This window comes from Streptomyces viridochromogenes DSM 40736, assembly GCF_000158955.1.
Taxonomy (GTDB): domain Bacteria; phylum Actinomycetota; class Actinomycetes; order Streptomycetales; family Streptomycetaceae; genus Streptomyces; species Streptomyces venetus.
The window spans coordinates 4236158-4260650 of the sequence record NZ_GG657757.1 but is presented as its reverse complement, the minus strand read 5'-3'; the positions used below and the strand labels follow the sequence as shown (position 1 = coordinate 4260650).

At 71.4% G+C, this 24493-nt stretch carries 24 protein-coding genes and 1 tRNA gene; 11 read left to right on the top strand and 14 right to left on the bottom strand.

Annotated features, from left to right (window positions below):
* Positions 1-115 precede the first annotated feature (115 nt).
* The 4 genes from SSQG_RS18695 to SSQG_RS40365 form a co-directional block, all read right to left on the bottom strand.
* Positions 116-200 (bottom strand) — tRNA-Ser (locus SSQG_RS18695).
* Positions 201-245: 45 nt separating this feature from the next.
* The gene (gene tadA / locus SSQG_RS18690) at positions 246-677 is read right to left on the bottom strand and encodes a tRNA adenosine(34) deaminase TadA (protein ID WP_003991366.1); all 432 of its coding nucleotides are present in this window, start codon (positions 675-677) and stop codon (positions 246-248) included.
* Positions 678-733: 56 nt separating this feature from the next.
* Positions 734-1273 carry a hypothetical protein gene (locus tag SSQG_RS18685; protein WP_003991365.1) on the bottom strand — a complete coding sequence of 180 codons (540 nt, stop codon included), beginning with the start codon at positions 1271-1273 and terminating at the stop codon, positions 734-736.
* A gap of 287 nt (positions 1274-1560) precedes the next feature.
* Positions 1561-1758, bottom strand: coding sequence for a hypothetical protein (locus SSQG_RS40365; protein WP_052310462.1), 198 nt, complete (start codon positions 1756-1758; stop codon positions 1561-1563).
* A gap of 253 nt (positions 1759-2011) precedes the next feature.
* Between SSQG_RS40365 and upp the strand changes: the two genes are divergently transcribed.
* On the top strand, positions 2012-2647 hold the full coding sequence (gene upp, locus SSQG_RS18675) for a uracil phosphoribosyltransferase (RefSeq protein ID WP_039933070.1): 636 nt from the start codon (positions 2012-2014) through the stop codon (positions 2645-2647).
* Between the two features lie 42 nt (positions 2648-2689).
* Here upp and SSQG_RS18670 read toward each other — a convergent pair whose 3' ends face one another.
* Both SSQG_RS18670 and SSQG_RS18665 read right to left on the bottom strand, forming a co-directional pair.
* The gene (locus tag SSQG_RS18670) at positions 2690-3313 is read right to left on the bottom strand and encodes a LytR C-terminal domain-containing protein (protein WP_003991362.1); all 624 of its coding nucleotides are present in this window, start codon (positions 3311-3313) and stop codon (positions 2690-2692) included.
* Positions 3314-3434: 121 nt separating this feature from the next.
* Positions 3435-3731: a type II toxin-antitoxin system VapB family antitoxin gene (locus tag SSQG_RS18665; protein ID WP_003991361.1), complete on the bottom strand. Its 297-nt coding sequence runs from the start codon at positions 3729-3731 to the stop codon at positions 3435-3437.
* 105 nt (positions 3732-3836) lie between these two features.
* Here SSQG_RS18665 and SSQG_RS18660 point away from each other — a divergent pair, with 105 nt between their 5' ends.
* On the top strand, positions 3837-5447 hold the full coding sequence (locus tag SSQG_RS18660) for a helicase HerA-like domain-containing protein (protein ID WP_003991360.1): 1611 nt from the start codon (positions 3837-3839) through the stop codon (positions 5445-5447).
* Positions 5448-5500: 53 nt separating this feature from the next.
* On the opposite strand, the gene SSQG_RS43475 is transcribed toward SSQG_RS18660, so the two are convergent.
* The 3 genes from SSQG_RS43475 to SSQG_RS18650 all read right to left on the bottom strand — a co-directional run bounded on the left by SSQG_RS43475 (position 5501) and on the right by SSQG_RS18650 (position 7028).
* Entirely contained in the window at positions 5501-5632 is a 132-nt protein-coding gene (locus SSQG_RS43475; RefSeq protein ID WP_276327081.1) for a hypothetical protein, read from the bottom strand.
* 55 nt (positions 5633-5687) lie between these two features.
* Complete coding sequence (locus tag SSQG_RS18655) at positions 5688-6026, bottom strand: hypothetical protein (RefSeq protein ID WP_003991359.1); 339 nt, start codon at positions 6024-6026, stop codon at positions 5688-5690.
* A 408-nt stretch (positions 6027-6434) separates the two neighbouring features.
* Positions 6435-7028: an HhH-GPD-type base excision DNA repair protein gene (locus SSQG_RS18650; protein WP_003991358.1), complete on the bottom strand. Its 594-nt coding sequence runs from the start codon at positions 7026-7028 to the stop codon at positions 6435-6437.
* Positions 7029-7236: 208 nt separating this feature from the next.
* Between SSQG_RS18650 and SSQG_RS18645 the strand changes: the two genes are divergently transcribed.
* Both SSQG_RS18645 and SSQG_RS18640 read left to right on the top strand, forming a co-directional pair.
* Positions 7237-7716 (top strand): cupin domain-containing protein, encoded by a 480-nt coding sequence (locus SSQG_RS18645; RefSeq protein ID WP_003991357.1) that lies wholly within the window; start codon positions 7237-7239, stop codon positions 7714-7716.
* A gap of 220 nt (positions 7717-7936) precedes the next feature.
* Positions 7937-9838 (top strand): copper resistance protein CopC, encoded by a 1902-nt coding sequence (locus tag SSQG_RS18640; RefSeq protein ID WP_039933068.1) that lies wholly within the window; start codon positions 7937-7939, stop codon positions 9836-9838.
* Here the strand turns inward: SSQG_RS18640 and SSQG_RS18635 are convergent.
* Positions 9738-10721 (bottom strand): DUF72 domain-containing protein, encoded by a 984-nt coding sequence (locus SSQG_RS18635; protein ID WP_003991355.1) that lies wholly within the window; start codon positions 10719-10721, stop codon positions 9738-9740. The two genes, SSQG_RS18640 and SSQG_RS18635, sit on opposite strands and share 101 nt — an antisense overlap.
* Positions 10722-10894: 173 nt before the next feature.
* Here SSQG_RS18635 and SSQG_RS18630 point away from each other — a divergent pair, with 173 nt between their 5' ends.
* From SSQG_RS18630 to SSQG_RS18615, 4 genes are all read left to right on the top strand, one after another.
* On the top strand, positions 10895-13537 hold the full coding sequence (locus tag SSQG_RS18630; RefSeq protein WP_003991354.1) for a SpoIIE family protein phosphatase: 2643 nt from the start codon (positions 10895-10897) through the stop codon (positions 13535-13537).
* 15 nt (positions 13538-13552) lie between these two features.
* Entirely contained in the window at positions 13553-14020 is a 468-nt protein-coding gene (locus SSQG_RS18625; RefSeq protein WP_003991353.1) for an MSMEG_6728 family protein, read from the top strand.
* Positions 14021-14397: 377 nt separating this feature from the next.
* A complete protein-coding gene (locus SSQG_RS18620; protein WP_003991352.1) occupies positions 14398-16638 on the top strand; it encodes a hypothetical protein in 2241 nt (746 codons plus the stop codon).
* A 5-nt stretch (positions 16639-16643) separates the two neighbouring features.
* Positions 16644-18266: an ABC transporter substrate-binding protein gene (locus SSQG_RS18615; RefSeq protein WP_052310303.1), complete on the top strand. Its 1623-nt coding sequence runs from the start codon at positions 16644-16646 to the stop codon at positions 18264-18266.
* Here SSQG_RS18615 and SSQG_RS18610 read toward each other — a convergent pair.
* Positions 18255-18515 (bottom strand): hypothetical protein, encoded by a 261-nt coding sequence (locus tag SSQG_RS18610; RefSeq protein WP_003991350.1) that lies wholly within the window; start codon positions 18513-18515, stop codon positions 18255-18257. The two genes, SSQG_RS18615 and SSQG_RS18610, sit on opposite strands and share 12 nt — an antisense overlap.
* A 347-nt stretch (positions 18516-18862) precedes the next feature.
* Positions 18863-19084: a hypothetical protein gene (locus tag SSQG_RS18605; RefSeq protein WP_003991349.1), complete on the bottom strand. Its 222-nt coding sequence runs from the start codon at positions 19082-19084 to the stop codon at positions 18863-18865.
* A gap of 317 nt (positions 19085-19401) precedes the next feature.
* Here SSQG_RS18605 and SSQG_RS18600 point away from each other — a divergent pair, with 317 nt between their 5' ends.
* Entirely contained in the window at positions 19402-20367 is a 966-nt protein-coding gene (locus SSQG_RS18600; RefSeq protein ID WP_003991348.1) for a hypothetical protein, read from the top strand.
* A 324-nt stretch (positions 20368-20691) separates the two neighbouring features.
* Here the strand turns inward: SSQG_RS18600 and SSQG_RS18595 are convergent, their stop codons facing one another.
* Positions 20692-21099 (bottom strand): hypothetical protein, encoded by a 408-nt coding sequence (locus SSQG_RS18595; protein ID WP_003991346.1) that lies wholly within the window; start codon positions 21097-21099, stop codon positions 20692-20694.
* 547 nt (positions 21100-21646) lie between these two features.
* Here SSQG_RS18595 and SSQG_RS18590 point away from each other — a divergent pair.
* The gene (locus SSQG_RS18590; protein WP_052310460.1) at positions 21647-22732 is read left to right on the top strand and encodes an FUSC family protein; all 1086 of its coding nucleotides are present in this window, start codon (positions 21647-21649) and stop codon (positions 22730-22732) included.
* Between the two features lie 531 nt (positions 22733-23263).
* Here the strand turns inward: SSQG_RS18590 and SSQG_RS44025 are convergent.
* The gene (locus SSQG_RS44025) at positions 23264-23572 is read right to left on the bottom strand and encodes an Imm53 family immunity protein (RefSeq protein ID WP_003991343.1); all 309 of its coding nucleotides are present in this window, start codon (positions 23570-23572) and stop codon (positions 23264-23266) included.
* A 468-nt stretch (positions 23573-24040) separates the two neighbouring features.
* Here SSQG_RS44025 and SSQG_RS18585 point away from each other — a divergent pair, with 468 nt between their 5' ends.
* A complete protein-coding gene (locus SSQG_RS18585) occupies positions 24041-24487 on the top strand; it encodes a hypothetical protein (RefSeq protein WP_244299168.1) in 447 nt (148 codons plus the stop codon).
* The last annotated feature ends 6 nt before the right edge of the window (positions 24488-24493 follow it).

Genomic DNA, 24493 nt, shown 5'->3' with positions numbered 1-24493 from the left:
GCGGCCTCCCCTGTCACTGGTGTCTCAAACAGCGCACATGATCGCACGAAGGTCCGAGGACACGAAGGGGCAGATCGCACGAAGGGCCCCGTCCGGAGACGGGGCCCTTCCCAAGCGGTAGCGGAGGGATTTGAACCCTCGGTGACTTGCGCCACACTCGCTTTCGAGGCGAGCTCCTTCGGCCGCTCGGACACGCTACCGAGGGAGACCTTACAGCAAGGTGCCACGTGCTTTGAAATCGGTATTCAGCGGGCCCGGAAGAACTCGGTGAGCAGCTGGGCGCACTCCTCGGCGAGGACGCCCTCGATCACTTCGGGGCGGTGGTTGAGCCGCCGGTCGCGGACGAGGTCCCACAGGGAGCCGACCGCACCGGCCTTCTCGTCGCGGGCGCCGTAGACGAGCCGGTCGACGCGGGACTGCTGGATCGCGCCCGCGCACATGGTGCAGGGCTCCAGCGTCACGACGAGGGTGCAGCCGGCGAGTCGCCACGTGCCGAGTTCGGCGGCGGCCCGCCGGAGGGCGAGGAGTTCCGCGTGGGCCGTCGGATCGCCGCCGGCCTCGCGTTCGTTGTGCCCGGACGCGAGCACGGTCGTGCCGTCCGGGGCGAGTACGACGGCGCCGACGGGGACGTCCCCGCCCCGGACGGCCCCGGCGGCCTCGTCCAGGGCGAGCCGCATCGCGGGCCGCCAGGGGTCCCGTACGGGGTCCGGCGGTCCTGGGGTGGCGGGAGCGGTCAGCGGACGGTCTCCAGGGTCTCCGAGGCGCCGAGCAACTCGGCGATCTCGGTGACGGCGTCCGCCGACATCGAGCGCAGTTCCTTCTCGCTCACGCCGACGTCGTCGAGGATCTGGGCGTCGCCGACCGGGCCGTGCGGCACGAGCTCGGCGGAACCGGCGGCCCCGTCACCTGCGTCGGACTCGTCGTCCCCGTCGGGTTCACCGTCCTCGGTGCCGTCGAGGTCGAGGGCGTCCAGGTCGTCCCCGTCGTCCGGGTCGCGGCCGAGCAGCTCGTCGGTGAGCAGGATCTCGCCGTAGCTGCTGCGGGCAGCGGCGGCGGCGTCCGAGACGTAGATGCGAGGGTCTTCCTCGCCGTCCACGCGGACGACGCCGAACCAGGCGTCCTCCTGCTCGATGAGCACGAGCACCGTGTCCTCGTCGGGGGAGGCTTCACGGGCCAGGTCGGCCAGATCCGACAGGGTCTCCACATCGTCGAGCTCTGTGTCGCTCGCTTCCCACCCGTCTTCGGTGCGCGCGAGCAGTGCGGCGAAGTACACCGTGACTCTCCCACTGGTCATAGGCGTGCCGGTTGGGGGTTCCCCCGGCGGAGGTTGTGGGCGGGGAGTGCTGCTCCGAGCCCCGCCCACTCGGAATCGTGGCAGAAACAAGGCGTTCAGGGGACGTCTTCGGCTCCCTGTGTCCGGCAGTTCTGCTCGCACGCTCGTTGCCGCCACCAGCGGATCGTACGCGGCTTTCCCCTGCTCCACGCACGGTCAGCCCGACAACGTCCACGCGGTTCGTGATCTTCCCCGCGCGTTTCCTCACTCGTTTCCTACCAGCTTTCCTACCAGCGGAACGTGCGCATGCGCATGGCGTGCCGCAGCCGGGCCACCTTGACACGGCGCGGCTGGACGCGGTCGCGCAGCTCCCGGGCCTCGGCGAGGTCGCGCAGGAACCGGGCGCGGCGCCGGCGGCGCTCGGCGTCGGTCTCGCCGGTGTCGTCCGGCCCGGCCCGTCCCGCCCGTCCGGTGAGCCCGGTCAGCGAGGCCCGGATGCTCTCGTCGGGCCGGGCGGTCTCCCCGCTCCGGCCCCTGTTGTCGGACGTCGGGTCCGTCCCGGCTCGTGCGCGCGGCGTCGGATCGTCTCGGTAAGCCCGGTCGGGCATCAGTCTCACCACCCCAGTGCGTCCTTCTCGTTTTCCCCCGGTCGAGCGGTTGACGCAGGCGAACGGGTGGCGACCGAGCGGGGGGCTTGCCGTGCGGCCGGCGTCAACCGGCCCGGTTACTGTTGTGGACATGCGTCTCCACGTCGTCGACCACCCCCTGGTCGCCCACAAGCTCACCACGCTGCGCGACCAGCGCACCGACTCCGCGACCTTCCGTCGTCTCGCCGACGAGCTGGTCACCCTGCTCGCCTACGAGGCCACGCGCGACGTACGCACCGAACAGGTCGACATCCAGACGCCGGTGGCCGTGACCACGGGCGTCAAGCTGTCCCACCCGCGTCCGCTGGTGGTGCCGATCCTGCGGGCCGGCCTCGGCATGCTGGACGGCATGGTCCGGCTGCTGCCGACCGCCGAGGTGGGCTTCCTCGGCATGATCCGCAACGAGGAGACGCTCGAGGCGTCCACGTACGCCACGCGTATGCCGGAGGACCTGTCGGGCCGTCAGGTGTACGTGCTGGACCCGATGCTCGCCACCGGCGGCACGCTGGTCGCGGCGATCCAGGAGCTGATCCGGCGCGGCGCCGACGACGTGACCGCCGTGGTGCTGCTGGCCGCGCCGGAGGGCGTGGAGATCATGGAGCGCGAGCTGGCGGGCACGCCGGTGACGGTCGTGACCGCCTCGGTCGACGAGCGCCTGAACGAGCACGGCTACATCGTGCCGGGCCTCGGCGACGCGGGGGACCGGATGTACGGGGCGGCCGAGTAAGCCCCCTGGGGCCGTAAACCCCCTCGGGCCTGATGTCAGGCCCTAGCAGTTCTTCTTCGACGTGGGCGCCGGCTCGGGACTGGCCAGTTTGGTCAGGGCCCGGTCGGCGTCCGGCTGTTTCGCCAGCGTCTTGAAGGCGTCGCCGATGACGAGGTCGACGGCGTCGCCCTCGCGGGCCGCCTCGGTGCGGTGCGCGGCGCCGGGGAGCTGGGTGCCGAGGACGGGCAGTGAGGTGTCGAGGGCGGAGGCGGGGCCGAGCAGCATGCCGGCGCCCTTCACCTTCTTGTCGTACTCCTTGGGCGCGTTGCCCACGTCGCCGATCTTGAAGCCGCGCTTCTTCAGCTCGTCGGCGGTCTTCTTCGCCAGACCGCTGCGGGTGGTGGCGTTGAGGACGTTGACCGTGATCGTGCGCGGCTCGGGCAGGGGCTTCGCGCTGGGCGAGGGGCTCGGGCTCGCCTTGGTCGTGGGCGCGCAGTCCGTGGCGTCGGCGGCCGCCGACGCCTTCCTGCCGCCCCCGGTGAAGACGTCGATGAGCTGCAAGGTGCCCCAGCCGCCCACGCCGAGCACAGCCGCGGAGGCGACGACCAGGACGACGAGCCTGCCGTGCCGCCGGGGACTGCGCATCCGGGGGTACTTGTTGCCCGTGATGCGGTACTTGCCGCCCATGCCGGGGGGAGTCAGCATGCTCATGAGCGCAGCGTAGTGCGCCCGGGCGACGATGCCTACTAGATGATCATTCGACGTCGCCCAGCAGAACCCGAAAGGGCCAACCCGTCACCGGCGAGTGTCAGTCGAGCTCGAGCACGCGCGCGTGCAGCACCTGGCGCTGCTGCAGCGCGGCCCGCACCGCGCGGTGCAGGCCGTCCTCCAGGTACAGGTCGCCCTGCCACTTCACGACGTGCGCGAAGAGGTCGCCGTAGAACGTCGAGTCCTCGGCGAGCAGGGTCTCCAGGTCGAGCTGCTGCTTCGTCGTCACCAGCTGATCGAGGCGGACCGGGCGCGGCGCGACGTCCGCCCACTGCCGGGTGCTGTCCCGGCCGTGGTCGGGGTACGGCCGGCCGTTTCCGATGCGCTTGAAGATCACACGGAAAGCCTACCGGGCGGGACCTTCCGGGCGCAGCCGTGGCGACGGAGTGCGACGCTGAAAAAATACCCACAAGGCGGTACGAACCGGGAACAGAGGCGTGACATGCCTGACCGTGAGACCGCGTCGCCGCCCCCCGCACCCGAGGTGTCCGCCCGCGCGGCCGCTCTCCCCCAGGAGGTTCTGAGGATCGCCTCGGGCTACAGCTTCTCCGGCCCGGCCCTGCATCTGGGCGCCCTGCTGTGGGACGGGCGGTGCCTGCCGGACGCGCGGATCCGGGTGCCGCTGGCGATGCTCAACCGCCACGGACTGGTCGCGGGCGCCACGGGCAGCGGCAAGACCAAGACGCTTCAGTTGATCGCCGAGCAACTGTCCGCCCAGGGCGTGCCGGTCTTCCTCACCGACATCCGGGGCGACCTCTCCGGGATCGCCGCGCCGGGCCGCGCCGACGCCCGGGTCGAGGGCCGGGCGCGGGACGTCGACCAGCGCTGGACGGGAACCGGGTTCCCGGCCGAGTACTACGCCCTCGGCGGCATCGGCCGGGGCATCCCGATCCGGGCCACGGTGACCGGGTTCGGCCCGGTGCTGCTGGCCAAGGTGCTGCGGCTGAACCGGACCCAGGAGCAGTCCCTCGCCCTGATCTTCCACTACGCCGACAGCAAGGGCCTTGAGCTGGTCGACCTCAAGGACCTCAGGGCGGTGGTGACCTTCCTGACCTCGGACGAGGGCCGGCAGGAGCTGAAGACCATCGGCGGTCTGTCGGCCGCCACGGCCGGGGTGCTCCCGCGGTCCCTCACGGCCTTCGAGGCGCAGGGCGCGTCCGGTTTCTTCGGGGAGCCGGAGTTCGACACGGCCGAGTTGCTGCGGACGGGTGAGGACGGACGCGGCCTCGTCTCGGTCCTGGAGCTGAACGCCGTACAGGACCGGCCGCAGTTGTTCTCGACCTTCCTGATGTGGCTGCTCGCCGACCTCTTCCACGATCTGCCCGAGGTCGGCGACGTCGACAGGCCCCGGCTCGTCTTCTTCCTCGACGAGGCCCACCTGCTCTTCGACGACGCCTCCGAGGCGTTCCTGGAGTCGATCACGCAGACCGTGCGGCTGATTCGCCCGAAAGGGGTCGGCGTCTTCTTCGTGACGCGGACTCCGAAGGACGTACCCGCCGACGTCCTCGCCCAGCTCGGCAACCGCGTCCAGCACGCGCTGCGCGCCTTCACGCCCGACGACCAGAAGGCCCTGAACGCCACGGTGAGGACCTTCCCGAAGTCGCCCCACGACCTCGAGGAGGTGCTGACGAACCTGGGGACGGGCGAGGCGGTGGTGACGGTGCTCGGTGAGAAGGGCGCCCCGACGCCGGTCGCCGCGACCCGGCTGCGGGCGCCGGAGTCCCTGATGGGGCCGGTCGGGCAGGAGGCCCTGGAGCGGGCGGTGGCCGAGTCGCCGCTGTACGGGCGGTACGCGCGGGCCGCGGACCGGGAGTCGGCCTACGAACGGCCGGCGGGTGGCGGCCGGGGAGCGAAGGGGCCGGACGAGATGCGGGACGCCGCGCGGCGCGAGACGCGCGAGGAGCCTGCGGAGGAGCAGCCGTCGGAGGCCGAGCAGGTGCTCGGCAGCGGGGTCTTCACCTCCCTGGCCCGGTCGGTGGGGACGCAGATCGGGCACGAGATCACCCGGTCCCTGTTCGGGACCGCGCGGCGTTCGGGGCGGCGGAGGCGCTAGGGCCGGTCGTCCGGGCGCGCCCTGGGGCAGGCGCCTCCGTCCCCGTAGGTGGGTCAGTCGCGTTGCTGTTTCCTGGCGGGCTGCTGCTCGCGTGTGTCGCGTTCGGGGCGGGACGGCTTGGGGGCGCTGCGAACGGCCTCCGCGCGCAGGAGGGCGCGCAGGACCGCGTACGGGTCTTGAAGCATGGCGTGTCGTTCCTTCTGGTTCCGTGCGGGAGTGTTGGACCGGTGGCGGGTCCGGTCAGCAGCGCAGGACCTCGGAACGCGGGGGACGCAGGGCGTGCGGCGTGCCCGGCGGTACGGGCACGGCGCGCCGCGCGGTGTACGCGGGCCCGGGGGAGGTGAGTAGGGCGGGACGCAGGGGGACGGCGGTGCGGCGGACGACCCGGGCCGGTGGGCGCGGGGCGGTGTCGAGGACGTCGCACTCGACGGCCGTGCTCTCCCCGGACACGGCGGCCACCGCCCCCGTGTGCGCTTCGGCGTGCGCACCGGGCACGAGCAGGGCGAGCAGCAGGACGAGCACCCGCAGCCACGCGTTCGGGCGTGTGCCGCGGGGGACCGGCTGCGGTGCGGGGCTCACGGGAGGTCAATCCCCGTCGCGCGGGGGTCGTTCATCCCCCGTGCCGCGAGATCCGCCCGGTCGGCCCAGGGCGGCCCCGGGCGTGCGGGTCCGGGCAGCCGGGTCCGCCACCTCCGGACGGGTGTCGCCGGGGCGTGGACGGCGGCCAGCGGCCGGGCACTGTCCGCGGGACGGCCGGTCGCCGACGGCCCGGAGGCCGGGCAGGAGCGGTGGTTCGCGGCCGCTGACGACGAGGACGCGGAGCGGGGCCGTGGGAGGGGGCTCGCCCCGGCCCCGGGGGGAGCCGCTCGGTGGCTCGATCATGGTCCATGCTCGGACCGGGCCGGAGGGGCCCGCCACCCGGGGTGGGCCGCGTGGCTGACACCGGTGCGCCGGTGTCCGGTGTCCTATGCGCCTGGCGGAGGCCTGTTACCTGCCGGCGGCCTTCGCGGCCTTGGCCGCCGCCTTCATCTCCTGCTTGTGCGCCCGTACCTTGGCCAGCGACTCGGGGCCGGTGATGTCGGCGACCGAGCGGAAGGACCTCGGCTCGCCGTAGGAGCCCGCGGCCTCCCGCCATCCGGTGGGCTGGACGCCCAGCTGCTTGCCGAGCAGAGCGAGGAAGATCTGTGCCTTCTGCTTGCCGAAGCCCGGCAGCTCCGCCAGTCGCTTCAGCAGCTCCTTGCCGGTGCCGACGTCCTTCCAGACGGCCTCGGCGTCACCGTCGTAGTGCTCGACGAGGTACTGGCACAGCTGCTGGATCCGCTTGGCCATGGAGCCCGGGTAGCGGTGCACCGCGGGCTTCTGGGAGAGCAGCGCCGCGAAGGCCTCGGGTTCGTGCAGGGCGATCTCCTGCGCGTCCAGGTCGTCCGCGCCGAGCCGCTGGGCGATCGTCGCCGGACCCTTGAACGCCCACTCCATCGGGACTTGCTGGTCCAGCAGCATCCCGACCAGCGCGGCGAGCGGACTGCGGCCGAGCAGCGCGTCGGCCTCGGGGTCCTGGGCGAGGTAAAGAGTGACGTCCATGCCCCGATCATCCCCCGGGGCGGGCCCGGCCGCGTCCGGAGCCCGGCCCCCTCAGGTGGCCCGCCAGTACCCCTGCGCGAACCACAGGCGGACCCACAGGGTGGGATGGACGCCGGTCGCCGCGAGCAGGCCGCCGTCGGTGAAGCGTGCACCTGCCCGAGAAGAAGGCCCAGCTCGCCTTCCTGGACCGGGAGATACTCTTCCCCGGGTGACGCCCGACGACCTCATCGCGCACTACGGCCTGGAGCCCATCCCCCGCGAGGGCGGCCTGTTCCGCCAGACCTGGGCGGGCCCCGAACGCCCCGACGGCAGGCCGGAGGGCACGGCGATCGTCGCCCTCCTCACGGCGGACGACTTCTCCGCCCTCCACCGCCTGCCCACGGACGAGATCTGGCACTTCTACCTGGGCGATCCGCTGGAGCTCCTCCTGCTCGCCCCGGACGGCAGCACCCGGACGGTCGTACTGGGCCCGGACGTCCTCGGCGGCCAGCACATCCAGTTCACCGTCCCGGCGGGCACCTGGATGGGCGGCCGCGTACGCGGAGGAGGGCAGTGGACCTTGTTCGGCTGCACGATGGCACCCGGCTTCACGTTCCAGGGCTACGAACACGGAGACGCAAGGGACCTGACGGCCCGCTACCCGGCAGAGGCAGACAAGATCCATGGGCTGTGCCGACCCGTCTTTTGAGGGGCGCGGGGCTCTATCGATGTGCGGCTCCGCCGCGCGGGCGCGATCAACCCCCACGCACCCGCACTCGCCGCACAACACACCCCGTCCTCCGGTGAGCGCTACACCGATCTCGCCCGTACATAACCCGGAGCCGTACAGCCCGACCCCGGAGACCCACGTGGACCAACGGCGGAACAAGGAGCGCAATGTCGGACGAAACCGGCGACTTCAAGTCCTGGTGCTGCTCGGCACCCTGCTGGTCCTGCTCCTCGGCGGAGCGACCCCCGCCTCGGCCCACGCCGCCCTCCGCAGCACCGACCCCGACGACGGATCAGTCGTCCAGCGGGCTCCCGGCCGCGTCACCCTGACCTTCACGGAGTCCGTCGGCCTGCTCGACGACTCCTTCCGCGTCTTCGGCCCGGACCAGCGCCGCGTCCACACCGGCGCGGCGCGGCACGCGGACGGCCGCTCCGACACGGCCCGGGTCGGCCTGCCCGGGAAGCTCGCGCAGGGCACGTACACGGTGGCCTGGCGGGTGGTGTCCGCCGACAGCCACCCGATCTCCGGCGCGTTCAGCTTCTCCGTCGGCAAACGGTCCGCGACCAGCGCGCAGATCGACACCGGCCCCGCCGAGGACCCGCTGACCGACGGCCTCCACGACGCCGCCCGCTACCTCGCCTACCTCGCCGCCGCGCTGCTCGTCGGCACGGTGGCGTTCGCGCTGCTGTGCCGGCCGGCGGACACCTCCCCGCTGCGCAGGCCGCTGGTGGCGGCCTGGTGGACGCTGCTGGGCTCGACGGTCGTCCTGCTCCTGCTGCGTGCCCCGTACGAGACGGGCGCGGGCCCCGCAGCGGCGTTCGACGTCTCGGCCGTCGAGCGCACCCTGAGCAGCCGCCCGGGCCTCGCCCTGCTCGCCAGGCTGGCCGTCCTGCTCCTGACCGCCGCGTTCCTGCTCCGGCTGGCCAAGCGCGAAGAGCCCCGGCAGCCGACCCCGGCCGTGCTCGCGGCCGGCACGGCCCTGGCCGTCGCGCTCGCACTGACCTGGGCGGCGGCCGAGCACGCCTCCGCCGGGATCCAGGTGCCGGTGGCGATGACGTCGTCGGTGCTGCACCTGGTGGCGACCGGGGTCTGGCTCGGTGGTCTGGTGGCGCTGCTCCTGACCATCCGCAGGGCGTCCGGCGACGCCCTGCGGGAGGTCGTGCCCCGCTTCTCCCGGATCGCCTTCGTCTCGGTGACCGTCCTGGCGGTGACCGGCCTCTACCAGTCCTGGCGCGGCCTCGGCTCCCTCGACGCGCTGACCGGCACGTCGTACGGGCGGCTGCTGCTGGCCAAGCTGGTCGCGGTGACCGTGCTGGTGCTGGCGGCCGGCTACTCGCGGCGCTGGACGGCCCGCCTCGCGCTACCGGCGGCCGTCACCCGGACGGCAGCCGCGACCGTACGGGAACGGGTGCCGCAGCCGGTCGGCGCACCGGCGCCCGGGGAGGACAGGGAGCCGGAGGAACAGGTGGAGTCGAAGGAGTCGGTGGAGTCGGTGGAGCCTTCGGAGTCGGCAGAGCCTTCGGAGTCGGCGGAGTCGGCGAAACCGGGTGATCGGGACGGGGCGCCGGAGGCGGTTTCCGCGGGTACCGGCGGGGACGCCGAACGTCGCGGTCTGCGCCGCTCCGTCCTCGTCGAAGTCGCCGTCGCCGCCGTGGTGTTGCTGATCACCACCCTGCTCACCAGCACGCTGCCCGGCCGTGCGCAGGCCGAGGCGGCCCAGCAGGCCCCGGCGGGCGCGCTGCCGCCCACGACCCTCATCTCGGTGCCCTTCGACACGGGAGGAACCACCGGAACCACGCTGTCCGGACGCGGCAAAGTGGAGGTCACCCTGGACCCGGCCCGCGTCGGCGAGAACGGTGTCCAGGCCGTGGTCTTCGGCGGCGACACGGGCCTGGTCGTGGTCCCCGAGGTCCGCATCACCTTCACCCTCCCGTCCCGGAAGGTCGGCCCGATCGACGCCGAACTCACCGACGTGGGCGGCTACTGGAGCACCAACTCCGTCAATCTGCCCCTCGCCGGGACCTGGACGATGAAGACGACCGTGCGGGTGTCGGACGTCGACCAGGTGACGGTGTCGAAGCAGGTGCGGATCGTGCCCTAGGCACCCTCGGGACCGCCGTCGGCCGGGCGCCGTCGCTGTCGCCGTCGAGGAGCCGCGTCATGTGCTCGGCGGCGCGTACGGCCGCGTCGCCGCAGCAGTTGTTGAACAGCACGTGCACCCGTTCGGCCCGCTCGGCCAGCCGCCGCACCCGGGGGAGCCACTCGGCGAGCTCGTCCTCGCCGTACTCCCAGCGGAACCGGTCCTCCTTGCTCCCGGTTCCCCACGCGGCGCTGCGCCCGTGGAACCGTACGACGGACAGCCGGGGCGAGGTGACGGGCGTGACCGGCGGGACGGAGGAGGGCAGCGTCTGCGTCATGTCCACGGCGACCGCGGCCATGCCGTACCGGGCGAGCAGCGCACACGTCGCTTCGGCCCGGTCCGCCTCCCACCACGAGGGGTGCCGGAACTCCACGGCGACGGGCCAGCCGTCCGTCCGCTCGGCACACTGCCGCAGAAACGACTCCGCCCGCTCCCCGGGCCGGAACCACGGCGGGAACTGGAACAGCACGCTCCCGAGCCGCCCGGCCCGCCGCAGCGGCTCGATCCCCGCGCGGAACCGGGCCCACACCTCGTCCAGCACCGCCGGGTCCCGGTGGTCGGCCGGCAGCCCGCCCGGCATCGCCGCCTCCCTGGTGGGGTGCCCGGTGAGCAGCGAGAACGCCTTCACGTCGAACACGAACCCGTCCGGTGTCCGCTCGGCCCACAGCAGGCTGTTCCGCTCGCCCGGCAGCGCGTAGTAGGACGCGTCGACCTCGACGACCGGGAACCGCTCGGCGTAGTGCCGTAACCGTCCCTCGGCGTCCCGCCGCCCCACCGGATACCAGCCGCTGCCGACCAGCGCCCGGTCGGTCCACGAACACGTGCCCACCAGGATCTCGCCCATGGGGGACCGGTTACCCGGGCCGGGCCCCGGCAGGCTCACCCCCCCCGGGCCGACGGCGACACGCGCCGCCCCCGCCCGCTGGAGTTGACACTTCACTCAATCGGGGTAATCAGGGAGATAGCGCACCTCTTCCGGTCATGGCTGAAACCTCCGCGAGAGCGAGATGACCGATCATGGAGCAGCCCGTCACCGTCGGCCGGGTCACCCGGTCGGGCGGAGAGGGACCCGAAGCCCCGCAAGCCCTCACCGATCTGGTCGGTGAAGCCCTCACGGCCCGCGTCGCCCTCGACGAACAGGGCAGGGTGACCGGCTGGAACGCGGGCGCCGAGCGTCTGCTCGGGTACGCGGCCGGGGAGGTGACCGGCCGCCGTGCCGGGGACCTGCTGGCCGAGCCGATCCCGGTGCGGGGCGGTCTGCCCACCCTCGCCGGGCTGCCCCGGTGGAGCGGCGACATCGCGCTCAGGCACCGCGACGGCCGGAAGCTGACCGTCCGGGTCCTCGCCCACCACCGGCCGCCCGGCACCGACGCCCCCGCATGGCTCCTGCTCTCCGCCCTGACCCGCCGACAGCCCCGCCCCGAGGTCGACGCATCACTCGTGAGCTGGAGTTTCGCCCAGTCCCCGTGCTGTGCCCTGGCGATCTACGACACCCGGCTCCGGCTGGTGCGGGCCAACACGGACATGGAACGGGCCGCGGCGCTCACCGAGGCGGAGATGCTGGGCCTGCGGGTCTCCGAGATCGTCGACCACGAGGCCGGCGAGCGGGCGGAACGCAGCATGGCCCGGGTACTGCGCACCGGCGAGCCCCAGTTCGAGGAGAACTTCGTGCTCGCCCCCGGGGAGACCCGCGAACACGCCTGGTCGGTCTACACGTCCGCGCTGCGGGACGCCGAGGGCACGATCCAGGGCATCTGCCTGTCCGCGCACGACATGACGGAACAGTTCTGGGCCCGCAGACGGCTCCAGCTGATCGGCGAGGCCGGCCGCCGCATCGGCAGCACGCTCGACGTGACACGCACGGCCCAGGAGCTCACTGACGTGACCGTCCCGGCCCTGGCCGACTTCGTCAGCGTCGATCTGCTGGCCGAGCTGGACGATGTGCACGAACCACCCGTGCACGCCCTTCCCGCGGACGGGCCGCTGATGCTGCGGCGGGTCGCCATGCGATCCGTGACCCCGGGCACGCCGGAGGCCGCCGTCGAGGCCGGCCAGGTGGCGTCCTACCCGGAGGGCTCGACGCCCTTCGAGAGCCTGCGCGCCGGACGGGCCACCCTCCACGAGACGACCGACCCGGCGTTCGCCGCCTGGCTCGCGCGCGACCCGGCGCGCGCCGCCCGGGTCCGGGCGTTCGGCATCCACTCGGTGATGACCGTGCCGCTTGCCGCCCGCGGCACCACCCTGGGCGTCGTTTTCTTCCTCAGGTACGCCACCGCCGAGGCCTTCCGCCACGACGACCTGGTCCTGGCGGGCGAACTGGCGGCCCGGGCCGCGGTCAGCATCGACAACGCCCGCCGCTACACCCGGGAACGCGCCACGGCGGTCACGCTCCAGCGCAGCCTGCTGCCACAGCGACTGCCCCGGCAGGCGGCGGTGGAGGTCGCGTCGCGCTACCTCCCGGCGGGCGGACACGCGGGGGTCGGCGGGGACTGGTTCGACGTCATTCCCCTCTCCGGGGCGCGGGTGGCCCTGGTCGTCGGTGACGTCGTCGGCCACGGTCTGCACGCCTCCGCGACCATGGGCCGGCTGCGGACGGCCGTACGCACCCTCGCCGACATCGACCTGCCCTGCGACGAACTCCTCACCCACCTGGACGACCTGGTCGCCCGGCTGAACCTGGAGGAGGAGGGCGAGGAGGGGACCGGGCCCTCGGAGGTCAGGCAGGCCGGTGAAGTCGGCACAGTCGAGGAACGCGCGGCGGCCGCCGGTCATCTGGACCCCACCGGTCACATGAACCCCACCGGTCACATGAACCCCAGTGGTCCCATGAACCCCAGCGGTCGCACCGACCCCGCCGGACCGGCGGAAACCTCCGGGGACGTGGGCGCGACCTGCCTGTACGCCGTCTACGACCCCGTGTCGCGCCGCTGTTGCTTCTCCGGAGCCGGGCATCCCGTGCCGGCCCTCGTGAGTCCTGACGGGGGCGTCGAACTCGTCGGCCTGCCTGCCGCGACGCCCCTCGGTGTGGGCGGCCTGCCGTACGAGGCCACCGAGGTGGACATCCCCGAGGGCAGCCTCCTCGCGCTCTACACCAACGGCCTGGTCGAGACCCGGGACCGGGACCTCGACACCGGGGTGCACCGGCTGCGGGAGGCCCTCGTCCGCCCGGCGCCCTCGCTGGACGCCCTGTGCGACACGGTGCTGGCCGACCTGCTGCCGCAGCGCCCGGCCGACGACGTGGCCCTGCTCATCGCCCGCACCCGGGCGCTCGACGCGAGCCAGTTCGCCACCTGGTCGGTGCCGGCCGACCCGTCGGCGGTCGCCCAGACCCGCAAGGACGTGGTGGCGCAGATGGAGAGGTGGGGGCTGTCCGACGCGGTCTTCGTCACCGAACTGGTCGTCAGTGAACTCGTCACCAACGCGATCCGCCACGCCGAGCCGCCGATCCAGCTCCGCCTGATCCGCGACACCGCCCTGATCTGCGAGGTCTCCGACGGCGGCAACACCGCACCCCACCTGCGGCGCGCACGCACCTACGACGAGGGCGGCCGCGGCCTGCTCCTCGTGGCCCAGCTGACGGACCGCTGGGGCACCCGCCAGAGCGCCACGGGCAAGACCATCTGGGCGGAACAGGCCCTCCCCACGGGCGCGGCCCGCTGACCCGGGGACGACGGCGTGCAGACGTTCCTCCCCTACCCCGGCTTCCGGGAGTCGGCCCTGGTCCTGGACCGCCGTCGGCTCGGCAAACAACGGGTCGAGGCCCTTCAGGTCCTGCGCGGCCTGGTCGTGCCGGGCTACGGGTGGCGAAGGCACCCGGCCGTACGGATGTGGGCCGGGTACGAGGAGGCCCTGGTCCGCTACGGCCTGGAGATCTGCCGCGTCTGGCGCGAGCTGGGCCACCAGGACAGCTGCGCGGCCACGCTGGTCGCCGACCTCGCGACGGCCCGCCCGCACGCGCCGGTCCGGGACCAGCCGGTACTGGCGGCCGAGGGCGAGCTGCCGCCCTGGCTGGGCGACGACTCCTTCCACCGCAGCCACCGCTCGGCCCTGGTCCGCAAGGATCCGACGACCTACACGCGGCACTTCCCGGAGGTTCCGGGCGACCTCCCCTACGTCTGGCCCGCCTCGGACCGGCAGGTGTAGCCGGGGTCGGCCCGAGGCGGGCCGACAGGTGTAGCCGGGGTCGGCCCGCCTCGGACCGGCAGGGTCGCCGGGCTCGGCTGGGACCGGAGCGGGCAGGCGTAGCCGGGGCCGGTCGGGACCGGAGCGGGCAGGGGTCGCCGGGGTCGGCTGGGATCGGAGCGGGCAGGGGGCGCCGGGGTCAGCTGGGACCGGAGCGGCCGGGATCGGCCGGGACCGGAGCGGGCGGTCGTCGCCGGGATCGGCCCGGGAATTTTTCGCAACTTCCTTCCATGTAGCCCCCGTTGTCCGACCGGATGATTCCGTGTTCCACTGGATCTTTTCTGGCACATCGGTCACGGTCACCCGCCCCGGGCGGGCAGGCACACCATGGGGGGTCCGTGTGTGAAGAACTGGGGTTCGAGAGACTCCTCGACGAGGACGGCTTCTTCGCCCGTCTGCTCGGCCGGGCACCGTCGGGTGCCGGCCGGGAGCCGCTGTACGGTCCCGACCTACCCGTCGTGCTGCTCACCGGCGGCCCGGGCATGGGCAAGGGACGGCTGCTGCGGGCCGTGCGGGACCGTTTCGCCGCCAAGGTGCCGTTGATCCACCTGGACTGCGCCTCCCCGGTGTTCGCCGATCGCGCGGACCCGGAGCCCGGCGCCCGCTCGGCCGCGACCGAGGCCCTGGTCGAGGTGGCGCGGCGGCTGTGCACCTGGCAGGGCACGGGCGGCTCGTTCGCCTTTCCGCGTTTCTTCGCGGGCGTGGCCATGATCGCCACCGGCGTCGCGGAGGGCACGCCCGAGGCGGTGGCGACGGAGGCCGAACGGTACGAGGGCCTCGCCCAGAGGCAGCGCCTGCGCGGTCTGGGCACCGGCGACTTCTGGCGCGGCGTGCTGCGCGGCACCATCCGCAATCTGCTGACCACCCTGTCCGGGCAGGCCTTCGACCCGTACTCGGCGGCCGTGAGCAACGCCCTCCTGGACGCCCTCTTCGAGCGTCTGGCGCCCCGGGGCAGGGCGGAACTGGAACGGATCTACGGCGCGTACCCGGGCGCGGCCGGCCAGCCCCGGATCGGCCTGCGTATCCTCGCCGCCGACTTCCGGGCCGGCGGCGAGGCCCGGGAGGTGGCGGAGAGCTTTCTCTTCCGGGCCCTGCGCGAGGACCTCGAGGCGGCGTACGCCTCGGCCTCCGGCTGGCTGCGCCGGGTCGGCCGCCCCGGCCTGCTGCTGGACCACGCCGAGTCGCCCCTGGGCGAGCAGGTGCTGCGCGCCGTGCTCACCGACCGCCGGGCCGGGCAGCGCGACCGCGTGGTGATCGTCGGCACGGCACGCCGGCGCGACGGCGGTGCCTTCCTGCACGGTGGTCTGCCGTCCCAGGAGGTGACACCACCGGCGGAGTACCGCCCCGCCGACGGCGCCCCGCCCGCCTGGTCCCGCCGTACCGACGCGGGCGCGGACCGGGCCCCGCTGGCCGACGGCGTGCTGCTGCTGCGGATGCCGTTGCTCACGGGCGACCAGCTCCGCCGGGAGACGGTGCGAAGACAGCGGCGCGCCGAGCCGGAGGGCGGCACGAACCGCCGCCGTATCGACGCCGCCGTGGCCCGGCTGAGCGGCGGCCGGCCCCACACGGTGATCCGGCTGGCCGCGGCCGCGGCCGAGTTCCGCATGCCGGCCGACGCCAATGACCGGGACATCCTCGACGCCCGCTTACGGCTGCCGGGACTCCCCGGCGACGGCGCCCCCGAACACCCGGTCGCGGACGTGCTCCTGCGGGAACTGATCCTGGACCAGTTACCGGTACGTCTCCCGACCGAGCACCACGCCCACTGGCTCGACCTCCTCACCCACCTGTCGGTGGCCCACGACACGGAGTGCGCGGACGTCCTGCTGCGTCATCACCAGTCGGGCCACGTCCACCACCTGACCGCCCATCACGTCTCCCAGCTCCTCATCGACACCGGCTGGCCCACCTGCGAACGCCACTTCATAGGCGACTTCGGCCTCCGCCAGCTGCTGGTGCACCGGCTGTACGGACTACGCCCCGGCGGCGCCGCCTGGTACGCCGACCACCACCTGCTGCGCGACCACTACGCGCGGCGGGCGGCGGGGGAGGGAGGCGTTCAGCGCGACGGGGGCCCGGACCACGGGGTCTCGGACAACGGGGTCTCGGGCAACAGAGGCCCGGACGAGGGGGCCTTCCGATCCCTCACCGCACACCGGATGAACCATCACCTGGTCTCGGGCGGCGCGGACGACGTCGTCAGCCACCTCGCCGCGACCCTGCCCGGGCGCCCGCGCGAGTGGTGCGCCGACCTCCTGGAGATCGCCCAGGCGCCCTACCCGGGCGGGGCGGACGCCCGGCGGGACCGCGCCCAGGGCCTGGTCACCGTTGACGGCCCGCCTCTGCGCCGCACGGTCGACCAGCTGCTGCACGCCGTATGGCTGTGCGAGGAACGCACCCGTCCTACCGGCAAGGAGACGGCCCGCACGCTGGCCAAGCTGCTGGACCTCCTCTCGATCATGGACTTCGAGGGCGCGGGTCGGCTCAGCAGGACGGCGACGGACTGGAGCGGCCTCGCGGAGAACGAACAGCCCCTGTTGCGCTGCACCTGCACCGAGCAGCTCCGGCGAAGGAGATAACGGGCATGCCCAGATGGCGGAAGATCCTCTTCTCACTGCTGGCCGCGGTGGCGATCGTCGCGGGCGTGGCGCTCACCACCTCCCTCATCCGCAAGCCGGACACCTGCGCCGACGGTGTGGAGCGGATCGAGGGCGAGTGCGTCGGCGTCAACGGCGAGGGCTACGACTTCGGCACGAAGGAGATAGCCGACGTGGCCCGGGCCATCGCACGCGAGAACGAACGGATCGCGAAGCAGCCGCATGTGACGGTGGCGATGATGCTGCCGCTGCAGTCGGACCGGGAGGCGCTGCGCCGGCAGATGCGCAGCGACCTCCAGGGCGCGTACCTGGGGCAGCGGCAGGCCAACGAGGGCGAGGGCGAACCGCCCAAGATCCGTCTGGTGCTGGCCAACCCCGGGCAGGACTACGGCCGTCAGGACAAGGTCGTCGACCAGTTGCTGCGCATGGCCGCCTCGTCCGAGGACCGGCTGCGCGCGGTCACCGGCTTCAATCTGAGCCTCGCGGCCACGGAAGCGGCGGTCCGACGCCTGACGGAGAACAAGATCCCGGTACTGGCCGCCCGCATCAGCGGCGACCGGATCGCGAACGAGGACCGGCCGGACGGCATGGCCAAGCTCCGCTTCCCCGGCCTGGCCCGCATCCTCCCCACGAACTACGACGCGGCTCAGGCCCTGGCCAACTTCAACGGTGAACGGGGTCGGCGGAACCTCAGGACGGTCCTGGTCTACGACAAACGCCCCGACGGCTACAACGAGTCACTGGCGAAGGCGTTCAGCAGGATCGAGGAGAAGGGCCCGGCCGGTCCGGCGGCGATGTCGTTCGAGTCCCCGTCGATCGACGAGGCGGGTTCGACCGGCAACCAGTTCACCCAGACGGCCAACAACATCTGCGACTCCGAGGCCGACACGGTCTACTTCGCAGGCCGCACTCTCCACCTGCGCATCTTCGCCCTGAAGCTGGCCCAGGTCGGCTGCAAGGACCGCCACTACACCATCGTCAGCGGCTCCGACGCCGCCTCCCTGCGCCAGGACATGACGGACAAGGACTGGGCCCGGCTCCGCGGCGCCGACGGCAGGCCGAAGGTGACGGTGCAGTACGCGGCCCCCGCCCACCCCGACGCCTGGACGACGGAACTGAAGGCCTGGACGAAGCGCTGGACGGCGGCTCACCACAGGAAACCGGCCGAACGGGACCTCCCCCAGTACCTCACGGAACCGAAGGCGGCCCTGGACACCCTCAGGAAGCTGATCGACGCGACGACGAACGAGGGCACGAAACTGGGCTCCGTCCCCGCCCTGGACGACTCCCGCACGATGCTGGTCCACGACGGCCTCCTCACCATCGGCAAGGCCCTCCACCAAGCACAGAAGAGCGACCCCGAAACGGTCCCCAGCCGCGAGGACGTGGGCCGTCAGTGGTCCCTCCTCCAGTCCCGCCACCGCGTCCAGGCCACCAGCGGCCTGATCTGCCTCACCACAGGCGGCAACGCCTACGACAAACCGGCCGCGATCGTCGAACTCGACCCGGGCCGTCAGGGTCCCGGCACCCTCAAGTTCGTGGGCCTGGGCTGGCCTACGGGCAAGCCGCAGCCGAAGAACTGCGTGATCCCGAGCACCTCACTGCCGTGAATGCCGGTGCGACCGTCGGCGCACGGTGACGACACAGGCGAGCATGCCGAGCCCCCAGGCGATCAGGAGCGCGCCCCACAGCGGCATGGTCACCAGCGGAATGAACAGGCGGATCTGCACATGCGCGCGGTTCTCGAAGATGAAGATCAGAGCGACCGCGGTGATCAGGACGAACGGTGCGGCGCGGCGGACGCCGGGGCGGGAAAGGAACGGCGTGCGCGCCCTGTGGTGCGGGGTGGTCTGTGCCATGGGGCGTGTCTCCCTCAAGGTTGCCCCCGCACCCAGCGTCCTCTCTCACCAGGTGGCGCGCCACCCGCGCCGTGCGCGGGCGGCCGCTAGGCAGCCTTGGACCGAGCGGCACGTGTGCCGCGGTCGGGCACCTGCGCGTCCTCGGACGCGTCCCCGGACCGGAAGATCTCGTCCTGTCCGAAGTCCGGGGCCTGGAAGGGGTTGGTCGCCGGAGGCGGCGACGCTGCGCTGGAACGGCGCGGTTGCCCTTCCAGGGCGGAGAACAGCGAAGTCGGTTCGATGAGAGGTCTGCCTTTCGTTACAGGTCCCCGATGGGACCTGGCGTGCCCTGAGCAGGCACGACGGTCCTACAACTTGGTCATCTTGGCGTACGGGCTCAAGATCCGCATCTGCGCCGAGCCGAAATCCACGAGCGCCGCGATCCCGTCCTCGATACCGATCACCCGGCCGAGGCCGTAGACGTCGTGGGTGACCTGATCGCCCATGGCGAAGTGCTTGGGGGCAGGTGCCACGGGGGCCTTGAAGGGGCTGGTGGGCAGATGGCGCTTAGGTGCCGCAGACTTTGTCATGGCTCAGTATGCGCCTCCCCGCCCCCGTCCCGCTGTGGCCGCCGGCACAGATCGGGCCGATAGTCACCACGACACACCCCCGACCTGGGAAGACACCAGATTCGAACTCGTTCGTCCCGACTGAGACCAGGGCGCCGGGTCACACCTTCCTCTACTACGGCAGTTGCGACGGAAGCGGGGTGCGCCGCCATTCCCCAGATCCCGACCCGCCTCGCCGCCCTGTGGGACGACTGCCGATCCACGGCGGGCCAACAGTGACCTGATCCCCATAATGGAAAAAATGGTCGAAATGCACGCAAAAACTCGGAGGCGTGGCGATGCGCGACAACGCCGAGAACGACGAGGGCTTGGCCGAGGAGTACGACGACGCACTCGACGCCGGAGACGGTGACGAGTACGCCGATGCCGAGGCTTACGACGAGGAGGACGCGGCCGGTGCGAGCCCTGACGTCTTCCTCGATGTCCCGGTCCTGAAGGTCGACGAGATCGACCTGGACGTCGAGGACCTGCGGGCGCGTGTCTCGCTGCAGGCCGAGGTGTTGGACCTGCTCAGACTGAATGTGGGCGCCGACGTCACCCTCGGCAAGGTGCACCTGGGCATCTCGGGCGTCGAGGCCCAGGCCCAGCTCAAGGTGCGTCTCCACCACGTCGCCGAAATCATCGACCGAGTGCTCACCACGCTCGACCGCAACCCGGAGATCCTGCACGAGCTGGCCCGCGGAGTCGGGTCCGCCGTGCAGGACGTCGGCGGCGGAGCCCGTCAGGCCGTGGGGGAGGTGGGTGCCGGTGCCGGAAGGGCCGTCCAGGACGTCGGCCAGGGCGCGGGGACCGCCGTCCGGGACGTCGGTCAGGGCGCCGGGTCCGCGGTACAGGATGTGGGTCAGGGCGCCGGGTCCGCGGTACAGGATGTGGGGCAGGGTGCCGGAGGCGCTGTCCAGGGCGTGGGCCGGGGCGTCGGCTCCGTGGCGCAGGACGTCGGGCAGGGAGCCGGGAGGGCCGTCCAGGACGTGAGCGGTGGTGCCGGACGCGCGGTGGAGGACGTCGGCCGCGAAACGAGCCGAACCGTCGAAAGCGCCGACGAGGCGGTGCGCGGCACCGCCGGAACCGTGGCCGAACAGGCCGCGGGTGAGACGAAAGCGGTAGCCGGCACGGAAGGGGCCGAGCCGGCCAAACGGCGTCCGGCACGCAGCGCCCGCACGCGCCGGGTACGCGGAGAGGACGGCAAGCTGCCACCAAGGTCCGGTCGCCGTCAGGCGGCCAGGGAGCCCGAGGAACCGCCCTGAACGCGAGGCGCGAGGGCCGGGAGCCCGGTGGTGGGGGACATCTCGTTCCGGTCGACGGTCCACGCCGAACGGCTCCGCTTCACGCAGGAACCCCAGACAGCCGTCCGCTTCCCCGGCACCGGAAACCGAGAGTCGACGAGCCACAGCGACCGCACCCACCTACCGGCCCCGGTCACCCCCGGCCAGGACTACCGGGACATCACCGTCACCTACCACCTCGCGACCCGCCTCACCGTGGGCTCCGGGGAGCCCACGCGAAGCGGACCACGCGGTCGGCGAGGGAGCGGACCCCTGCGTAGGGGGCGTCGGCGGTAGCGGCGCCGACTACGTGACGATGAGCAGAACGATCCACATGACGGCGGAGAGCGTCGGAAGCGCATAGGCGATCAGCGGCATCGCGCTGGGACCAGCGATGCGACTGGCTGTATAGGTCTCCGCGTAGTCCGCCAGACGCTCGGCAGTACGTCTTTGGATGGCCCGGTTGTAGCGGTGATAGCGGTGTCCCACGTATGCCCAGACGGTAGTGAGAGCGAGCCCGAAGCCGGCCAGGACACGTGCTGCCGCGTGCGCGGTGCCCGATGTGGCGGTGCTGCTGTAGGCCACAGCCAGCAGTGTTTGCGCGACGAGGAACAGGTTGCCGCGCTGAAAGAGCATGGTGTCGGTGTGGAGGTGGTGCTCCCACAGGCGGGCGTCTGCGTCGCGCCGCTGGTCGTCGTTCTCTGGCGTCGCCATGCGGCAGGTCTGCCCGCGGCTTCAGGGGAATAGTCGACTCCGGCAAGGCGCACAGAAGTCCACAAGGCCGAGAGGCCGACTGAGACGAAAACCGGGACAGACCATGTCGAAGGGCCCCCACCGCAAGCGGTGGGGGCCCTTCGACATCGTGCCCGGTGAGGCACTGGCGGGGGCACCTGGGTTCATGGGCGGCCGTTTGCCTGAGCGGCTAGGTGTATTGATCACGAGCGTTGTTGACGCCTGCACCCCTTCGCCGGTTGCGGTCATCCCTTCCGAGCCGAATCGGAGTCCGTATGCGGCTCAGCCGACGACCGTCAGCCACGACGGCGAGTGCGCCCACCGATTACGCACGCGTGTGCCTCGCTGCACCCCCACCGGCCTCGGCCTCACTGTCGGCCTGCTGCGGGTGGCTGTTCGCTACCTGGGCGAAATGGAGGGATTCGTTACTAAAATGCGCATACCTGTTGACTCGCGTGTGCTTTGAGAGAGAGCTGACGTGACCACCGAGAGCAGACCCGCAGGACAGCCCGTGCACCGGGGAAAGGTCATGACCTGGCTGTCGAAGGTGTTCCAGCTCAACCCCGAGGGGCTGAACTGGCCACGAGCGGTGGCGTTCCTCGACGCCGCGCTGGTGCCGATGTTCGTCTTCTGGGCGATCGGGCACGAGGTATACCTGCTCAGCGCATTGTTCGGCCTCCTGTTCGCGGCGCTGGCCGACCCCGGAGGCAGCTACGGACATCGTGCGCTCTACACCTCCGTCTTCGGGCTGGTCGGCGCCGGGGTGACCGCGCTGGCCTTCGGTATCGGCTCGGAAGCCTGGGGCTGGCTGGTACTCGCGGCTTTCGCTGTCACTCTGGCGGCCGGGCTGGCGGTCGCGTTCGGGGTGCGGCGGTTCGTCAACGCGCTGCTTCTCAACATCTGGTTCATCGTCGCCGTCGGATTCGAGTTCAACATCCACCAAGCGGGCCACGTCACCAGCTACGTCTGGGCTCAGGTGGTCTCCTGGACCGGAGGGGTGGCGCTGTGGATCACGGTGACCTTCCTCTGGTGGCTCATCCGGGGACGCACGGACCAGGACCAGCCCTTCGCGGAGCTCCCCGGGGACACTTCCCGAAGGAAGCTGACCCCTCCGCTGATCCTGTTCGCGGTGGTCCGGGCCGCGGTCATCGCCGGAACCGTCGCGCTGGCGTTCGGACTGGATCTCTCGTACGGCTCTTGGATCCCGATCGCGGCCATGATCGCGATGAAACCGAGTCTGGAACAGGCCGTGCTCGCCAGTGCACAGCGCCTCACCGGTGCGTTGATCGGCGCCGCCGTGGCCGCGCTGCTGCTGTGGGTGCCCGCGAGCGAACACGGGCTCAAGCTGTTCGCCGTGCGTCGCGGACTCGAAGTGGTGGCGCTCGTCCTGCTGATGCACGGCGCGGCGATCCGCTTCTGGAACTACGCGCTGTACTGCGCGGCCATCGCCGCCGGGGTGCTCATCCTCGTGGGCCTGCCGCAACCCTCCGACAATGCCGCCGAGGGCTACCGGGTGCTGTGGACGCTGTGCGGCGTAGGCATCGCGCTGATCGTCATGTTGCTGGCCGGGCTGCTCGCCAAACGCACCGCCAAGACACCGTCACAACAAGCTTGACGTTGTCACTCAGTCGGCCACGCCTCATGGCGGCGTCCGCCGGCCGCTGGCCTGGTGTGGGATCAGTGGGCCGCATGAACGCCGCGCATCTGGCAGTGTCGGCCCGCATGTCAGGGGGTGGGAGCCCGGGGGACCGGCCCGGATGCGCGCCCGCTACATGCATGTGACGGGGACCATGCTCCGCAAGGTCGCGCAGCAGGTCGGCGACGCGCTGTGGGAGCTCCCGGGAGCCAACTGAGACGAACAATGTCGAAGGGCCCCACCGCGAACGGTGGGGCCCTTCGACATCGTGCCCGGTGAGGCACTGGCGGAGGATACGAGATTCGAACTCGTGAGGGGTTGCCCCCAACACGCTTTCCAACTGTGTTGGTGGGGTGCGGGGCGGTGTGCAGGGGCGTTCACCTGCGTTCATGGGTGATCGGCCACCCCCGTGGCAGCGCCCCAGGTCTGATCTGAATGGCAGTGAACGACGGTGAATGAGACGGAAACTGAGGCGGCCAGACGCGGTCGCGATCACCCGTTGGCTAGGGCTCACCGCTCACCGTGGTAGCCCAGTCGCGGAACAGGCGCAGCACTTCCCCTAGGTTGAGCGGACCGCAGGACGCCTGGAAGACATCGTCCGAACACCGTCGCCATCACCCAGTCGGAATCGCTGCGCCGGATGTCCGTCCTCTCGTAGGGCTGACCAGACAGCGTCGTCTCCTCAAGACCGATTGCCACTGTCCAGCCTGGATTGTCGAGCGTTGCAATCCGAACGCCCCATTCGTGCTCCCAGTCACCGTCGCACTGGGCGCGGTACCACTGCTCCAGCCAACTGAGTTCTCCGCCTGTCTCTGCCATGAAGGCTGATCGTACGAGGTCATGCCCGGTGCGAACGCGGTGGAAGCCACTGGGCCCTCAGCTTGGGAAGCTGAGGTGATCTACGTGAGGTTGTCCGACTGACCTGGACAGGAGCACCGCCGGCGCCTGACCGTCGGGTCGATACCCGGTGTTCCCCGCACGATCTGGCACGGGTCTGGCACGTCTGCTTCCTACGGACGGCAGAGCCGGAGTCGCAAGGCCCCCCGGTTCGGGTCTGGAGTGCCTCTCGCCTGCGCTGCTCTCTTGTTGCTCTGACGGCGGTTCTTGCCAAGGAGATGAGCCGCGTCTAGGTCATCAACTGACCGGTTCCGTGGTAAGCGGCCCGCTTGGTGACAGGCTTCCTGGCACAAAGCGCCCACAAACCCGGCTTCGATGTCCTATGCTGCAGGTTCACGTGGGGGTGGGGCTATGACGGCGTCTAATGAGCCTGGGCCAGAATCAAGTGTTGTGGGAAATGAATTCGCGATAGAGCGATATCGCTATATCTTGCAGCAGATTCACGCGGTCAACGAGAACGCCTACCGCTTTCTCGCCATCTATCAGGCGCTTGCTACTTCTCTTGTCGGCGCGGCCCTTGCGCTCTTCGTCGGGTATCGCAAGTGGCAGGTAACCCCAAGCACTGCACGTGACGGGGTCATTGGGTTATTGATACTCGCTACAGTCGTGGCAGCTTTTACCGTACTGTTGATAGTTGTAGGCGCTTTAGCCTGGCTCGATTACAGAAACGAAGAATGCGATATCACGGATGAGATGGTCAGGCCAGGCTTCCGTAAGCGTCCAATCACCAGAAACCTGTTGCGTTGGTATGAAACATACATGGTGCTCTTTATTGCGGTCTCTGTGATCGTGATGTGGTTGATTGCGAGCACCTTAGTTCTGCCGAAAATGACCTGACTGCTT

Coding starts and splice junctions, on each gene's coding strand:
- SSQG_RS18650 (WP_003991358.1), bottom strand. CDS start 7,028: ATGGACGTCACTCTTTACCTCGCCCAGGACCCCGAGGCCGACGCGCTG.
- SSQG_RS18660 (WP_003991360.1), top strand. CDS start 3,837: ATGCCTGACCGTGAGACCGCGTCGCCGCCCCCCGCACCCGAGGTGTCC.
- SSQG_RS18595 (WP_003991346.1), bottom strand. CDS start 21,099: ATGGCGACGCCAGAGAACGACGACCAGCGGCGCGACGCAGACGCCCGC.
- upp (WP_039933070.1), top strand. CDS start 2,012: ATGCGTCTCCACGTCGTCGACCACCCCCTGGTCGCCCACAAGCTCACC.
- SSQG_RS18670 (WP_003991362.1), bottom strand. CDS start 3,313: ATGGGCGGCAAGTACCGCATCACGGGCAACAAGTACCCCCGGATGCGC.
- SSQG_RS18590 (WP_052310460.1), top strand. CDS start 21,647: ATGACCTGGCTGTCGAAGGTGTTCCAGCTCAACCCCGAGGGGCTGAAC.
- SSQG_RS18630 (WP_003991354.1), top strand. CDS start 10,895: ATGGAGCAGCCCGTCACCGTCGGCCGGGTCACCCGGTCGGGCGGAGAG.
- SSQG_RS43475 (WP_276327081.1), bottom strand. CDS start 5,632: ATGCTTCAAGACCCGTACGCGGTCCTGCGCGCCCTCCTGCGCGCGGAG.
- tadA (WP_003991366.1), bottom strand. CDS start 677: ATGCGGCTCGCCCTGGACGAGGCCGCCGGGGCCGTCCGGGGCGGGGAC.
- SSQG_RS44025 (WP_003991343.1), bottom strand. CDS start 23,572: ATGGCAGAGACAGGCGGAGAACTCAGTTGGCTGGAGCAGTGGTACCGC.
- SSQG_RS18600 (WP_003991348.1), top strand. CDS start 19,402: ATGCGCGACAACGCCGAGAACGACGAGGGCTTGGCCGAGGAGTACGAC.
- SSQG_RS18635 (WP_003991355.1), bottom strand. CDS start 10,721: ATGGGCGAGATCCTGGTGGGCACGTGTTCGTGGACCGACCGGGCGCTG.
- SSQG_RS18605 (WP_003991349.1), bottom strand. CDS start 19,084: ATGACAAAGTCTGCGGCACCTAAGCGCCATCTGCCCACCAGCCCCTTC.
- SSQG_RS18615 (WP_052310303.1), top strand. CDS start 16,644: ATGCCCAGATGGCGGAAGATCCTCTTCTCACTGCTGGCCGCGGTGGCG.
- SSQG_RS18610 (WP_003991350.1), bottom strand. CDS start 18,515: ATGGCACAGACCACCCCGCACCACAGGGCGCGCACGCCGTTCCTTTCC.